A 14,315-nucleotide genomic window follows, 5' to 3' on the forward strand; every position below is an offset into this window, starting at 1 on the left:
AAGCCCAGACGGAATCGAGTCAGTACCGCGCAAGTCACCCGGTCGGCGAACCGGACTCACTCGCCGAAGTTGCCGTCCACCAGCTCTTTCGCCTTGTCCAGCGCGGCGCGCGCCTGCGGTCCGCGCGCCCGCACGCGGATCCGGTCACCCTGGCGGGCCCCGAGCGACATCAGCCCCAGCACACTGTGGCCGTCGGCCTCCTGGTCGCCGAGCCGGACGGTGACCTCGGCGTCGAACGCGCTCAGCGCGCGCACCAGCACCGCGGCCGGCCGCGCGTGCAGCCCGACCTCGTTCCGCAGCACCAGCTCGACCTCGTCGCCATCACCGGCGGCGGCGGGTTCGGCCGGCGAAAGGTCCTCGGGCATCCCGGCGGACGCCGCGGCCTCCGCCACCGCCTTGCGGTCCTTGCCCGACTGCGCCGCGACCGCCGCCGCGATCGCGCCTTCGACCAGCGGGCCGTCCGCGACGATCGCGGCCGAGGGATCGGCCAGCGATTCGACGGCGAGCTCAGCGGTCATCTGCGCGCTGCCGAGGTCGTAGAGCAGCACGACGCCGTCGCCGGAGTCGGCGCGCTGGGTGGCCGCGACGACCTCGTCGTAGTCCGTGCCGATCGAGCCGTCGGAAAGACCCCCCGCGGCCAGGATGGTGACGTCCGGGGCCATCTGGGCGGCCAGTTCCGCCAAGCCTTCCGCGAGCTTCGCGCTGTGCGAAACGAGCACGATGCCGACGCTCACCGGGCGGCCTCGGCGAACGCGCGCAGCAGCAGCGCCGAAGACCGAGCGCCGGGATCCAGGTGCCCGACCGCGCGCTCGCCCAGGTAGGACGCGCGACCCTTGCGCGGCACCAGCTCCACTGTGGACTCCGCGCCGCGGTCGGCCGCGTCGGCCGCCGCGGTCAGCACCGCGGCGACGTCCCCGCCGTCCTCGGCCGCCTTCTCCGCGGCCGCCACCGCCGGGATCAGGGCGTCGACCATGGTCGCGTCGCCGCCGACAGCCTTCCCGCGGGCCTGGACGCCTTCGAGCCCGGCGCGCAGCGCGTCCAGCAGCGCCGGCACGTCGAGGTCCGCGGCGGTGCCGAGCTTGGCCGAGGCACGCAGGAAAGCCGTGCCGTACAACGGTCCCGCGGCCCCGCCGACCTTGGAGATCAACGTCGTCGCGACGAGCTTCAGCACCGCGCCCGGTGTCTCCGGCGCGCCCGCGTCGAGCGCCGCGACGACGGCGGTGAACCCGCGGTTCAGGTTCTCGCCGTGGTCACCGTCGCCGATGGCGCGGTCGAGTTCGATGAGCTCGGCGCGGTGCTCGGCGACGACGGCCGCCGCGGCACGCACGGCCGCCGCGACCCCGTCGGCCTTGCAGGTCATCAGACCCCCCACCGCAGCGCCGCGGTGTTGACCGGCGCGTCCCAGAGCTCGGTCAGCTCGTCGTCCAGCTTGAGCAACGTCAGACTCATCCCCTGCATCTCGAGGCTGGTGATGTACGGGCCGACCAGCCGGCGTTCGACCACGATCCCACGCTCGGCCAGCAGCCGCTCGGCGATGCCGTGCGCCAGGTAGAGCTCGACGAGCGGGGTGCCGCCCATCGAGTTGGTGAACAGCAGCACGCGGTCGCCGGACTCGAACGGCAGGTCCTCCACCACTGCCTGGACCAGGCGCGCCACCAGCGCGTCGGCCGGTTCGAGCGGGATCCGTTCGCGGCCGGGCTCGCCGTGGATGCCGATGCCGAACTCGATCTCGCCGTCGCCGAGGTCGAAGCTCGGGGTGCCGGCGTGCGGCACGGTCGGCGCGGTCAGCGCGACGCCGATCGACCGCACCTGGCCGATCACCTTCCGCGCCAGCGCGGTCACGGCGTCGAGCGAGTCGCCCCGCTCGGCGGCCGCGCCGGTGATCTTCTCCAGCAGCACCGTGCCGCCGACCCCGCGGCGGCCCGCGGTGTAGGTCGAGTCCTTGACCGCGACGTCGTCGTCGATCACGACGCTGCGCACCTCGAGGCCTTCGGCGGCGGCCAGCTCGGCGGCCGTCTCGAAGTTCAGCACGTCACCGGTGTAGTTCTTCACGATGAGCAGGGCGCCCGCTTCGCCGGTGGTCGCGGTGACGGCGGCCTGCACGGCGTCCGGCGTCGGCGAGGTGAACACCGCGCCGGGCACGGCGGCGGCGAGCATGCCGAGGCCGACGAACCCGCCGTGCAGCGGCTCGTGCCCGGACCCGCCGCCGGAGATGACGGCGACCTTGCCGGCGACCGGCGCGTCGGCCCGGACCACGACGTCCGGATCCTCCTGGACCCGCAGGATGTCCGCGTGCGCGGCCGCGAGGCCCCGCAGCGACTCCGCGACGACGTTCGCCGGATCGTTGATGATCTTCTTCACGGCAACCTCCGGCACATCGGCGGGTGGGGTTCCCTTCCTACCTCTCCGCGCGGCCCGCCGCCAGGTCAGGGTTTGGGGAGCTTCGTGACGACGTTCTTCGCGACGGTGACCGCCTTGCCGCACGGGTCGTCGGTGGCCGGTTGGGCGTTGTAGTTCTCGTAGTCCACTTGGGCCAGTTCGACATCGTCGCCCTGCCACGGCCGGTGCTGCCACTCCACCGTGCACCGCGATGTGCTCCCGCTCGCCTGCTTCTGGAACGCCGTGACGCCGCTGCCCAGGTCCACCTTGGAGTAACCGTCGCCGAGGATCGGCGGCAGTCCCGGCAGGAACTCGACGGTCACGGTCGGGTTGGCGCCGTTGCTCTGCCACTGGCAGGAGTGCAGGCCCGAAGGCGCGGACTTCGCCGACGGCACGCTGGGCGCGACCGCCGCGGTATCGGCCATCGCGCACGGGTCGGCGGTCAGCAGGGTGCCCGCGGGCGTCGAGTACTTCTCCGGCGAGCTGTGGAGCTTCTGCACGATGGCGTCCATCAGCGTCTGGCCGGGCCGGCACGGGTCGCCGGGGTAGGTGACCGAGACCGTCAGCGCCATGTCCGGGTTCAGCGCCGTCATCGTCGCGACCGTGCAGCTCGTGTCGTCGGTCTTGTTCACGCGCAGCGGGAGCCCGCCGACCTGTCCGGTCGTCTTGTCCGCGTGCGGCAGCAGGGTGCCGCCGATCTCGAAGTCGAGCCGGATCTCCTTGCCGCCGGGATCCTTCACCTTGTTGCCGCACCGGTCGAAGGCGATCGACGACGGCGACGGGTCCTCCTCGACCGTGCCGAGGCCCAGCGCGCCGAGCGCCTCCTTGGTCAGGAACTGGCACGGCTTGATCGTGCGCAGGACGTTCGCCGCCACGGCGGCATCGGTGATCGGGCCGTCGGTGACCTGGCCGGTGCCGGCCGCCGCGGGCACCGTCGTCCGCGCGAAGTTGGACTTGCCGAGGTCCTGCCCGCACGCGGTCAGCGGCAGCGCGAGGGCGGTGACCAGCAGGAACAGCTTCGGGAGACGGCGGCGCCGAACGTCAGGGAGCACGCGGTGCACGGTAGCGAAACCAGCGCGCCGCTGTCCGGACAACCCGGCTATTCCCCCGCCGCGGGGGTGGTGTCGCCGGTCTCGGTCTCCGCCGGCACGACCAGCGGCCGGACCTGAGCCCAGATGACGAACGCGGCGGCGACCACCAGCATGCCGATCCCGGCCCACAGGTTGATGTTCACCCCGGCCGCCTTCTCCCGATCGGCGTCGGAGGTGAAGAAGGCGCCCATCACCGTGAGGATGACGCCGTAGACGCCGATCAGCAGGGCGATGATCAGCCGGATGTCGAAAGCGCCCGCCTTCTTGGGCTGTGAAGTGGACTCGGTAGCCATGACCGTCAAACCTCCTAGAAGATGACGTTGAGGACGATGGTCAGGATGAGCACGATGCCCGCGAGCAGGCCCGGCTTGCGGTACCAGCCCGCGTTCTCGCCGGTGTCGTCGTGCTTGCGCGTTTCCTTCGGCGTCAGCGAGTAGACCAGCCCCACCAGCTCTTCGTCGGGCTTCGGCTTGGTCGCCAGCGACACCACGACGCTCACCACGATGTCGACGACGAACGCGGTCCCGGCGGCGACGAAGCTGGTGCCCTGGCCGCTCAGGCCGATCACCCCGGCCTGCGACAGGCCCCAGACGGTGATCGCGGACGCGGTACCGAGCACGAGGCCGCTCCAGCCGGCGTGCGGCGTCATCCGCTTCCAGAACATGCCCAGGATGAACGTCGCGAACAGCGGCGCGTTGAAGAAGGAGAACAGGTCCTGCAGGTAGTTCAGGATGTTGCCGGAGTTCGACGCGATGAACGCGGTGCCGATGGCGAGGATCGTGCCGACCGACGTCACGATGCGGCCGAGACGCAGGTAGTAGCCGTCCGGCTTGTCCTTCTTGATGTACGTCTGCCAGATGTCGTACGTGAAGACCGTGTTGAACGAGCTGAGGTTCGCGGCCATGCCGGCCATGAACGAGGCCAGCAGGCCGGCGATCGCGATGCCGAGCATGCCGTTCGGGAGCAGGTCGCGCATCAGCAGGAGCAGCGCGTTGTTGAAGGTGACGCCGCTTTCCGCGGTGCCGCCGTCGAGCAGGACCTGCTTGTCCTTGACGTACTCGGACACGGTGACCGCGGCGATCATGCCGGGGATGATCACGATGAACGGCACGAACATCTTCGGGAACGCGCCGATGATCGGCGTCCGCCGCGCGGCGGACATGCTCTTCGACGCCATCGCGCGCTGGACCTCGACGAAGTTCGTCGTCCAGTAACCGAACGACAGCACGAAGCCCAGACCGAACACGATGCCGAGAATCGACAGGATGTTGTTGCCGAAGCCCGTGAGGTTGTCACCGGGCCAGGAGTGCAGCTGGGCGGTGCCGCCCGGGCTGTTGGTGACCTTGTCGACCAGGCCCTGCCAGCCACCGACCTTGACCAGGCCGATGATCGTCAGCGGGACCAGCGCGATCACGATCACGAAGAACTGCAGGACCTCGTTGTAGATCGCGGCGGAGAGGCCGCCGAGCGCGGTGTAGGAGAGGACGATCACAGCGGCGATGATGATCGACACCCACAGCGGCCAGCCGAGCAGCAGGTTCACGACGCTGGCCAGCAGGAACAGGTTCGCGCCGGCGATCAGGATCTGAGCGGCGGCGAAGCTGACACCGTTGACGAGGTGGGCCGGCTTGCCGAAGCGCCGGCGCATGAACTCGGGGACGCTGCGGACCTTCGAGCCGTAGTAGAACGGCATCATCACGATGCCGAGGAACAGCATCGCCGGGATCGCGCCGATCCAGAAGTAGTGGACGGTCGGCAGGCCGTACTGGGCGCCGTTGGCCGACATGCCCATGACCTCGACCGCGCCGAGGTTCGCCGAGATGAACGCCAGGCCGGTGACCCAGGCGGGCAGCGAGCGGCCCGACAGGAAGAAGTCGAGGCTGCTGGACACTTGACGCCGCGCCAGGTACCCGATGCCGAGCACGAGCACGAAGTAGAACGCCAACTCGATGTAGTCGATCGCGCTCGCGTCGAGTCGCAGGTTCGCATCGGCTAGGACGAGCACCCGACCCACCTCCCGGCAGTACCTTTGTTCAAACCGGACAACAACCGACAGGAATCACCACTACCCTGTCGGATCCGGACAGTACTGCATGGATTCAGGGTCGGCACGCTGACGTGTCCAAAGTGGTCAGAGGGCGCGTCCCCCCGGCTGTGAGCTGGGGAAACGCGCCCTCCGTCAGACGCCGCGGGAGCGGTGGTGGATCACCGGTCGGTCGGGACCGCGATCTCGCCGTCTTCTTCGATCAGCTTGGCGAGCACTTCGTCGGGTAGGTAGGTGCGGTGCGGGTAGCCCGGGCCCCACGAGTTGAGCAGCGGCACGGCGCCGAGCTCGTCGGCCCGCGGGTTGGCGAGCACCGAGTGCACGTCGTCGACCGACTTGGCCCAGCGGAAGGCCTTGATGCCCTGCTTGGCCTCGGGCGTGTACTTCTCGCGCGCCTGCCAGTCGTCGTTGGCGTAGGAGTCGTCCCAGAGGACGTGCCCGGCCTCCTTGAGCACCTCGGCCGCGGCACGGACCGACGTGCCGTTGTCGTCACCGGGGTTGGTTTCGGCCCACTCGTCGCGCTTCTTGGCCGAGTCCCAGAGCCAGCGGGCGGTGTACTCGCTGCCGTTGAAGAGCGACATGCAGCGCGACCAGCCGAAGCCGACGCAGGCGCCTTCCTTGCCCTGGTCGTAGAACGCGTAGTTGGCGTCGGTGTCCGGGGTGCCGCCCGGCTCGAGGCAGACGCAGTGGCCGCCGCGGATCCGGCCCAGCTTCTTGACGCCGGCCTTGGCGATGAAGAACTCGCCGGAGGCCTTGTCCTCCGCCGGGGTGTCGAAGGCGGAGTACCAGTTGACCCCGATCACGACGGGCGCCCGGCTGGGCCGATCTTCCGCGGAGAGCGCGGCGAGCGGATACCGTTCGACGTGCCGCCAGTCGTCCGGAATGAACCGCCCCAGACGCGGGTCGGCCGGATCGGAACCGAGTGGGCGATAACGCATGACTTCCTCCTCCGTGCAGGCGAAAAGCGCGCACACCGGCCGGACGACATGCACACACCGAGCTCGAAGGCGATTGAAACGTTGGCACGACGAAGAAAGACGGCCGAGCGCACCACCCTCCGGCACACCGGACACACCGGCGGAACCCCTCGAAATCGAGTGTCCCACGAGTCGGCGCAATAAGATCCCGAACTCACCCGAACAGCGCATAAAGGCAGGTCAGAAAGGAGGCGATCACTTATCGGCGACCTATCGGGTTAACGATTTCCTTGCGGAGTAATCAGCGGGGAATCAGATACCGCAATTCGGCATCGATTCGGTATCGGCGCCGGGCCCGCCCCTGTGGGCCGAACGGAGGCCCCGAGGTCACCCGCACCTGAAACAACGGGCGCGCTTCCCGCGATCTTCATCCCACGATCACGGAGGTGCCGATGAAGCACCTACGCGATCGCCTTCGACGTGCGATGAACCTCAGTCCACCCGCCGGAACCGCGGCACCACACCGTCCGCGGTCTCCACCGTCTCCCCGAACATCGCCGCCGGCCGAACCCACAGCCCCCGCGCTCCATACAGCGCCCGGTACACGACCAGCTCTTCTTCCGTCTCGCTGTGCCGCGCCAGCCCGAGCACCTCGTACTCGCCGCCCTTGTAGTGCACGTACCGCCCGGGCTCCACGGCTAAAACAGCCGGAACGCGTCGGACTCGATGCCGCGCAGCTCGTCATAGTCCAGGGTCAGACACCGGATCCCGCGGTCCTCCGCCAGCGTCCGGGCCTGCGGCTTGATGATCTGGGCCGCGAACACCCCCTGGACCGGGGCCAGCAGCGGGTCCCGGTTCAGCAGCTCCAAGTACCGCGTCAGCTGCTCCACCCCGTCGATCTCGCCGCGGCGCTTGATCTCCACCGCCACCGACTTGCCGTCCGCGTCGCGGGCCATGATGTCGACCGGGCCGATCGGTGTCGGGAACTCGCGGCGGACCAGGGTGTAGCCGTCGCCGAGGGTCTTGATGTGCTCGGCCAGCAGCTCCTGCAGGTGCGCCTCGACGCCGTCCTTCTGGAGGCCCGGTTCCGCGCCCAGTGCCTGGCTGTAGTCGTGGAAGATCTCCTCGATCGAGATCACCAGCTTCTCGCCCTGCTTGTTCTCGACGATCCAGATCTTGCCGTCCTCGATCAGCCAGCAGGGCGGGCTCATCCAGTTCAACGGCTTGTACGCGCGGTCGTCGGAGTGGACGGACACCGACCCGTCGGACTTCACGAGCAACAGGCGGGTGGCCATCGGCAGGTGGGCGGTGAGCCGGCCGGCGTAGTCGACCTGGCACCGCGCGATCACGAGACGCACCCGAGGAGGGTAGGACAGCCTCGGTGATACTGGGCGCGTGGACCCCATTCAGCGTGTCGCGTCCCGCGAGGTGTATCGGAACAACTGGATGACCGTGCGGGAGGACGACATCCGCCGCCCCGACGGCTCGGCCGGCCTCTACGGCGTGATCGACAAGCCGGACTACGCGCTCGTCATCGCCCAGGACGGCGACCGGTTCCGGCTGGTCGAGCAGTTCCGCTACCCGCTGGGCGAACGGCGCTGGGAGTTCCCGCAGGGCACCGCGCCCGACCTCGCCGACGTGCCGCCCGCCGAGCTCGCCGTGCGCGAACTGCGCGAAGAGACCGGTCTGCGCGCCGGCTCGATGGTGCCGCTCGGCAAGCTCGACGTCGCCGCCGGCATGAGCAGCCAGCGCGGCTGGGTGTTCCTCGCCACGGACATCACCGAAGGCGAGCCCGAACGCGAGCTCGAGGAGCAGGACATGCGCAGCGCGTGGTTCGCGCGCGCGGACCTCGAGAAGATGATCCTGGCCGGTGAGATCACCGACGCGCAGTCGATCGCCGCGTGGGCGCAGCTCATGCTGTTCGAGCGGCACCGGCCTTGAGCATCCCGCGGATCACCAGGTGGTGGAACGGCTTGATCAGCGCGAAGTAGGCCGGCCCGACGCGGTTGTGGAAGTGCACGAGCGTGCCGAGCCGGTAGCCGCGGGGCACCGCCTCGACCGTCAGGTACCCGCTCAGGTGACTGTCGTCCACGCCCGCGACGAGGTAGCGCTCCGGGTCGCCGGCCCGGACGGTGAAGAACGCGACCCGGTCGCCGGGCGCGAACCCGACGTCCTCGGGCCGGAGCCGGCCGGTGCGCGGAACGGCCGCGGTGTCCAGCCGCAACGCCTTCGCGAGCACGTACCGGGCACCGAACAGGACTTTCACCCAGACGGGCGACCAGCCGAACACGCCCGCGACGAACTCGCGCAGGCTGTTCTCGCTTTCGATCTCCTTGAACTCCACGTAATCGGCGCCCTCGACGAACGGCTCGGTCATTTCCTTCTCCCCAGAACGAGTTCCAACGCACTCTTGAGCTGCCGGCCGGACAGCGGCGGCACGACCTGCCCGGCGCCGACGACGATCAGGTACAGCGCCTGCGCCAGGCCGGCGTCGCCGCTGATCTCGGTCAGGTAGGTCACGCGGGTCCGGTCGACGCGCTCCTGGACCGCCCTCGCTTCGGCGTCCTGCAGGGCCCACGCCCGGACGGCGATCTCCAGCTCCGGCCCGGGTCCCGGCGAAAGAACGAGCTTCAGCAACGCGCCCAGGCGGTCACCCGAAGCGGCTTCGGCCTGCTCCACGAACCGGGTCGTGCGTTCGGCCTCGAAGTGCTCCAGCAGGGCGGTCCGGTAGCCGGCGATGCCCTTGAAGTGGTGGTAGAAGGAGCCCTTCGACAGGCCGAGCCGCTCGGTCAGCCGCTCGATCGTCAGCGCCGGCGCACCCTGCTCCGCCAGCAGCGTCAACCCCGCGTCCAGCCAGTCCCGCTTGCCCGCCATGGCCATACCATACCGTATTGTACGGCTCGCGGCCACGACGAAGACCGGCCGGAACCGGAATGGCTCAGTCGGGCCAGGAGGGCTTGCGCTTCTCCAGGAACGCCGCCATGCCTTCGCGCGCGCCGGGCAGCTGCGACGCCGAGGCCATGACCTCCAGCGCGATCGCGTAGGCGTCGGCTTCGGGCCGGTCGAGCTGGGCGTACAGCGTGACCTTGCCCATCGTCTTGCTGGCCCGGCTGCCGCGCGTCGCGCGCCCCAGCAGCTCGGCGACGGCGTCGTCGAGCTGATCGTCGGGGACGACGCGGTTGACCAGGCCCCAGTCGAGCGCGGTGGGCGCGTCGATGACGTCGCCGGTCAGCGCCAGCTCCATCAGGCGCTTGCGGCCGATCGAGCGCGCCACCGGGACCGCCGGGGTGTGGCAGAACCAGCCACCCTTGCCACCCGGCAGCGCGAAGCCCGCCGATTCGGCGGCGATCGCGAGGTCGCACGACGCCACGAGCTGGCACCCCGCCGCCGTGGCCAGGCCGTGCACCCGCGCGATGACGACCTGCGGCACGGACTGCATGGTCTTCATCAGGTCCGTGCACAGCGTGAGCAGCTCGCGCACGCCCATCAGGTCGCGCGCGGCGACGTCGCCGAAGTCGTGCCCGGCGGAGAACACCGGCCCGGCGCCGGCCAGCACGATGCCGGTCGCGTCGGACGTCCCCGCCTCGTGGAACGCGGCGAGCAGCTCGGCCAGGTGGTCCGCGGACAGCGAGTTGCGCCGCGCGGCGCGGTTCATGGTGATCGTGACGGTGTCGCCGTCGCGCTTGACCAGGATGTGTTCGTACTCGGTCATGCCCCGACGGTAACCCGCCGGAAGGTGCGCCGATAGCTGTCCGGCCCGACGCCGACTTCGGCACGCATCCGGCGTCGCAGATTCGCGGCCGTGCCCAGGCCCGAACGCTCCGCGACCCGCTCGACCGGCAACGACGTCGTCTCCAGGAGCTGTTGCGCGAGGCGGACGCGTTGCACGCGCAGCCAGCGCCCCGGTGTCACGCCGGTCGCCGCGGCGAACTCGCGGTGGAACGTCCGTTCGCTCATCCGCGCGTGCCCGACCAGGTCGTCGACACCGATCCCGGAACCGAGCCGCGCCAGCGCCCAGTCCATTGTGGACGACAAACCCGGCCGCGTGGCGGAAGGCACCGGGGTGTCGACGTACTGCCGCTGCCCACCCTCGCGCGTCGGCGGCATCACCAGGCGGCGGGCGAGTGCGGCAGCGATGTCGGCGCCGTGGTCGCGGCGGACCAGGTGCAGGCAGAGGTCGAGGCCGCCGACGACGCCCGCCGACGTCAGGATGCCGCCGTCGTCGGTGTAGAGCACGTCGCGCTGGAGGTCGGCGCGCGGCGCGGCGACGGTCAGGGCGTCGAAGTCGCGCCAGTGGGTGGTCGCCGGGCGGCCGTCGAGCAGGCCGGCGGCGGCCAGCGTGAACGCGCCCGAGCACAGCGCGGCGACGGTCGTCCCGGCCCGGTGCGCCCGCCGCAGCGCCGCGACGGCGGCCGGCGAGACCGGCGCGAGCGGGTCGTCGCGGCCCGGCGCCAGGACGAGGTCGCAGCCGTCGAGGCCGGCGAGCCCGTGCGTCGCCGCGACGTCACCGAACGGCGAGACGGCCGTGCGGACCCGGCCCTGACTGCACAACCGCAAGGTGAACGGGCCGATCCCGCTGTCGGTGCGGTCCTGGCCCCAGACCTCGCCGATCACCGCCAGGTCGAACATCCGGGTGCCCGGCAGCAGGAGAACGCCGATCGTGCGCATGGCAGGAAAGTACCGCATCGCGCGTCTTCTGCCACTCCCCTGAGCGCGAGAATCCCGCGAAACTCGACGTCATGACCGAAACGGCACTCATCCTGATCGACGTCCAGCGCGGGTTCGACGAGCCCGTCTGGGGCCCGCGCAACAACCCCGGCGCGGAGGCGAACATCAAGGCACTGCTCGACGCGTGGCAGGAGCGGCGGCGGCCGGTCGTGCTGGTGCACCACGACTCGACGGGGCCGCAGTCGTCACTGCGGCCCGGCCAGCCCGGGAACGACTTCAAGCCCGAGCTCGACGGCGCGCGGCCGGACCTGGTGTTCGGCAAGAAGGTCAACTCGGCGTTCCTCGGCGACGTCGACCTCGACGCGTGGCTGCGCAAGCGCGGCATCACGAGCTTCGTGCTCGCCGGGATCCAGACGAACTTCTGCTGCGAGACCACCGCGCGAATGGGCGGGAACCTGGGCTACGACGTGACTTTCGCGCTTGACGCGACGTTCACGTTCGACCTCCCGGAGGTGACCGCCGACGAGCTGTACCGCGTCACGGCGGCGAACCTGGCGAACCAGTTCGCCACCGTGAAGTCCACGAAGGAGATCCTGGCTGACCTCAGCTGAGGCCGTGACGCTCCCGGACCAGCGAGACGATGCCGTCCATGATCTGGGTCAGCTCGTAGTCCTTGGGCGTGAACACGCGGGCGATGCCGCGCTCGGTCAGCAGCGCGGCGTCGTCCGGCGGGATGATGCCGCCGACGATCACCGGCACGTCACCGGCGCCCGCGGCGCGCAGGCCGTCGACGACGTGCGGGACGACCTCCAGGTGCGAGCCGGAGAGCACCGACAGCCCGACGACGTGCACGCCTTCCTGCACGGCGGCCGCGACGATCTGCTCGGGTGTCAGCCGGATGCCCTGGTAGACGACCTCGAAACCGACGTCGCGAGCCCGGACGGCGACCTGCTCGGCGCCGTTGGAGTGCCCGTCGAGGCCGGGCTTGCCGACCAGGATCCGCAGCCGCTCGCCGAGCTCCGCCTCGGTTTCCCGGACCCGCGAGCGCACCCGCTCGATCCCCGGGTCGCCGCCACCCGCGGCGGCCGCGGAAACCCCGGTGGGCGCCCGGTATTCGCCGAACACCTCGCGCAGCGCGCCGGACCACTCGCCGGTGGTGACACCGGCCCGCGCACAGTCCACAGTGGCCTCGAAGAGGTTTTCCGTGGTCTGCGCCCGTTCCTTCAACGCGGCCAGGGACCGCTCGACGGCGTCGTCGTCGCGCTGCGTCCGCCACTCCTCGATCGCGGTGACGGCGGCCTTCTCGACGGCGGGATCGATCGTCTCGATCGCCTTCGCCCCCTCGGCCTGCAGCGGCGACGGCTCGGTCGTCTCGAACTTGTTGACGCCGACCAGGACGCGCTCGCCGTTCTCCATCCCGCGGCGGTACTCGGCCAGCGAGCCGACCAGCTGCGACTTCATGTAGCCGCTTTCGACGGCGGCGACCGCGCCGCCGAGGTCCTGCACGCGGGCGATCTCCTCGCGCGCGCCGGTCATGATCTCGTCGACCTTGGCCTGGATGACGTGCGAGCCGTCGAAGATGTCCTCGTACTCCAGCAGGTCCGTCTCGAACGCGAGCACCTGCTGCATCCGCAGCGCCCACTGCTGGTCCCACGGCCGCGGCAGGCCGAGCGCCTCGTTCCAGGCGGGCAGCTGGATCGCGCGGGCCCGCGCGTCGCGGGAAAGCGACACCGCGAGCATCTCGAGCACGATCCGCTGGACGTTGTTCTCCGGCTGGGCTTCGGTGAGGCCCAGCGAGTTGACCTGGACGCCGTAGCGCAGCCGGCGGGCCTTCGGATCCGTTACGCCGTAACGGTCCCGGGTGAGCTCGTCCCAGAGCGCGGTGAACGCGCGCATCTTGGACATCTCCTCGACGAACCGGACGCCGGCGTTGACGAAGAACGAGATCCGCGCGACGACCTTGGCCATGTCGGCCGCCTCGACCTGCCCGGAGTCGCGGACGGCGTCGAGCACGGCGATCGCGGTGCACAGCGCGTAGGCGACCTCCTGCGTCGGCGTCGCGCCGGCTTCCTGCAGGTGGTAGCTGCAGATGTTGATCGGGTTCCACTTCGGCACGTGGTGCACGGTCCACGCGATCATGTCGGTGATCAGCCGCAGGCTCGGCCCCGGTGGGAAGATGTAGGTCCCGCGGGACAGGTACTCCTTGATGATGTCGTTCTGCGTGGTGCCGGTGAGCTTCGCGAGGACCTCGTCGACGTCCCGGCCCTCGGCCTCGGCCTGCTCGCGCGCCACGGAGACGTACAGCGCGAGCAGCCACATGGCGGGCGCGTTGATCGTCATCGACGTGTTGGCCTCGGCGAGCGGGATGCCGTCGAAGAGCCGCCGCATGTCGCCGATGTGCGACACGGGCACGCCGACCTTGCCGACCTCACCGCGGCTGAGCTGGTGGTCGGGGTCGTAGCCGGTCTGGGTCGGCAGGTCGAAGGCGACCGAGAGACCGGTCTGGCCTTTGGCGAGGTTGCGCCGGTAGAGCTCGTTCGACGCGGCCGCGGAGGAGTGGCCCGCGTACGTGCGCATCACCCACGGTCGGTCTCGCTCGTGGTCCGTTGGGTACGGCACTGGGCACCTCCGGCGGTGGACGTTTCGCCGAGTGTACCGAGCGGTAACTTACGGTGGCAGTGCGATGGGACACGTCCGGGTGACTCAGTCCGCGACCAGAGCCCGCACGATCAGCGCCCGGACCTGCTCGGCGTCCGGCACGGCGAACAGCGCGATCGGGCGCGGCTGGTTCTTCTTCGGCAAGCCGAAGCCGAGGATGTCCACCGTCTCGAACAGCGGGTGGAAGGTGAGCGTGCCGACGCCGTCGCCGCGGAGCGAGGTGACCGCCGGGGTGGTCGAATCCATCCACTTGCGGGTGCGGCCCGAGATGCGGTCGGCCACGACGACCCGCTGGTCGGTCACCGCGTACACCGCGCGATGCGTCGTCCACAGCCGGGCGAGCACCGGTCCCCAGACGACCGCGAACCCGAAGACGGCGACCACGCCCGCCCCGGTGGCGGCGGTGAACACCGACACCAGGATCGAGCCGAAGCCGAGGCGGAACCACTCCCAGCCGACCGGGACGACCCGTCGCGGCCGCCCCGACCACAGCAGCCGCTCACCCGGCTGCAGGGCGATGATCGGTTCTTCCACGGCGACCTCCCTTTGCGGGGCTGA

Annotated in this window: 17 protein-coding genes; 2 read left to right on the plus strand and 15 right to left on the minus strand. The window is 70.3% G+C overall.

The features are described 5' to 3' along the window. Positions 1-56: 56 nt before the first annotated feature. The 9 genes from dhaM to nucS form a co-directional block, all read right to left on the minus strand. The gene (gene dhaM / locus ACZ7PG_RS24765) at positions 57-734 is read right to left on the minus strand and encodes a dihydroxyacetone kinase phosphoryl donor subunit DhaM (protein WP_470241458.1); all 678 of its coding nucleotides are present in this window, start codon (positions 732-734) and stop codon (positions 57-59) included. Further along, positions 731-1,360 (minus strand): dihydroxyacetone kinase subunit DhaL, encoded by a 630-nt coding sequence (dhaL, locus tag ACZ7PG_RS24770; protein WP_470241459.1) that lies wholly within the window; start codon positions 1,358-1,360, stop codon positions 731-733. Before dhaL ends, dhaM begins: the two co-directional genes overlap by 4 nt. Beyond that, the gene (gene dhaK / locus ACZ7PG_RS24775) at positions 1,360-2,361 is read right to left on the minus strand and encodes a dihydroxyacetone kinase subunit DhaK (RefSeq protein WP_470241460.1); all 1,002 of its coding nucleotides are present in this window, start codon (positions 2,359-2,361) and stop codon (positions 1,360-1,362) included. Before dhaK ends, dhaL begins: the two co-directional genes overlap by 1 nt. 65 nt (positions 2,362-2,426) lie before the next feature. Continuing rightward, on the minus strand, positions 2,427-3,431 hold the full coding sequence (locus ACZ7PG_RS24780) for a DUF3558 domain-containing protein (protein ID WP_470241461.1): 1,005 nt from the start codon (positions 3,429-3,431) through the stop codon (positions 2,427-2,429). 47 nt (positions 3,432-3,478) lie between these two features. Further along, positions 3,479-3,763 carry a hypothetical protein gene (locus tag ACZ7PG_RS24785; protein ID WP_470241462.1) on the minus strand — a complete coding sequence of 95 codons (285 nt, stop codon included), beginning with the start codon at positions 3,761-3,763 and terminating at the stop codon, positions 3,479-3,481. Positions 3,764-3,777: 14 nt separating this feature from the next. Then, complete coding sequence (locus tag ACZ7PG_RS24790) at positions 3,778-5,475, minus strand: sodium:solute symporter family protein (RefSeq protein WP_470241463.1); 1,698 nt, start codon at positions 5,473-5,475, stop codon at positions 3,778-3,780. A 200-nt stretch (positions 5,476-5,675) separates the two neighbouring features. Then, a complete protein-coding gene (locus tag ACZ7PG_RS24795) occupies positions 5,676-6,452 on the minus strand; it encodes a hypothetical protein (RefSeq protein WP_470241464.1) in 777 nt (258 codons plus the stop codon). A 471-nt stretch (positions 6,453-6,923) separates the two neighbouring features. Then, positions 6,924-7,127, minus strand: a complete 204-nt coding sequence (locus tag ACZ7PG_RS24800) for a DUF1653 domain-containing protein (protein ID WP_470241465.1) — start codon at positions 7,125-7,127, stop codon at positions 6,924-6,926. Positions 7,128-7,129: 2 nt separating this feature from the next. After that, positions 7,130-7,789, minus strand: coding sequence for an endonuclease NucS (gene nucS, locus ACZ7PG_RS24805; protein ID WP_470241466.1), 660 nt, complete (start codon positions 7,787-7,789; stop codon positions 7,130-7,132). Positions 7,790-7,826: 37 nt separating this feature from the next. On the opposite strand from nucS, the gene ACZ7PG_RS24810 reads away from it, so the two are divergent. Continuing rightward, the gene (locus tag ACZ7PG_RS24810) at positions 7,827-8,372 is read left to right on the plus strand and encodes an NUDIX domain-containing protein (RefSeq protein ID WP_470241467.1); all 546 of its coding nucleotides are present in this window, start codon (positions 7,827-7,829) and stop codon (positions 8,370-8,372) included. On the opposite strand, the gene ACZ7PG_RS24815 is transcribed toward ACZ7PG_RS24810, so the two are convergent. The 4 genes from ACZ7PG_RS24815 to ACZ7PG_RS24830 form a co-directional block, all read right to left on the minus strand. After that, a complete protein-coding gene (locus tag ACZ7PG_RS24815; RefSeq protein ID WP_470241468.1) occupies positions 8,344-8,808 on the minus strand; it encodes a DUF2867 domain-containing protein in 465 nt (154 codons plus the stop codon). The two genes, ACZ7PG_RS24810 and ACZ7PG_RS24815, sit on opposite strands and share 29 nt — an antisense overlap. Then, positions 8,805-9,305 carry a TetR/AcrR family transcriptional regulator gene (locus ACZ7PG_RS24820; protein WP_470241469.1) on the minus strand — a complete coding sequence of 167 codons (501 nt, stop codon included), beginning with the start codon at positions 9,303-9,305 and terminating at the stop codon, positions 8,805-8,807. Before ACZ7PG_RS24820 ends, ACZ7PG_RS24815 begins: the two co-directional genes overlap by 4 nt. Before the next feature lie 64 nt (positions 9,306-9,369). Further along, on the minus strand, positions 9,370-10,143 hold the full coding sequence (locus ACZ7PG_RS24825; protein ID WP_086672595.1) for an enoyl-CoA hydratase-related protein: 774 nt from the start codon (positions 10,141-10,143) through the stop codon (positions 9,370-9,372). Further along, positions 10,140-11,099 (minus strand): GlxA family transcriptional regulator, encoded by a 960-nt coding sequence (locus tag ACZ7PG_RS24830; RefSeq protein ID WP_470241470.1) that lies wholly within the window; start codon positions 11,097-11,099, stop codon positions 10,140-10,142. Before ACZ7PG_RS24830 ends, ACZ7PG_RS24825 begins: the two co-directional genes overlap by 4 nt. 71 nt (positions 11,100-11,170) lie before the next feature. On the opposite strand from ACZ7PG_RS24830, the gene ACZ7PG_RS24835 reads away from it, so the two are divergent. Further along, a complete protein-coding gene (locus tag ACZ7PG_RS24835) occupies positions 11,171-11,710 on the plus strand; it encodes a cysteine hydrolase family protein (protein WP_470241471.1) in 540 nt (179 codons plus the stop codon). Here the strand turns inward: ACZ7PG_RS24835 and ACZ7PG_RS24840 are convergent. Next, positions 11,703-13,718, minus strand: coding sequence for a protein meaA (locus tag ACZ7PG_RS24840; protein ID WP_470241472.1), 2,016 nt, complete (start codon positions 13,716-13,718; stop codon positions 11,703-11,705). The genes ACZ7PG_RS24835 and ACZ7PG_RS24840 overlap by 8 nt on opposite strands. An 84-nt stretch (positions 13,719-13,802) precedes the next feature. Beyond that, positions 13,803-14,291 (minus strand): hypothetical protein, encoded by a 489-nt coding sequence (locus ACZ7PG_RS24845; protein ID WP_470241473.1) that lies wholly within the window; start codon positions 14,289-14,291, stop codon positions 13,803-13,805. Positions 14,292-14,315 lie beyond the last annotated feature (24 nt).

This window comes from Amycolatopsis sp. NPDC114504, from assembly GCF_055633595.1.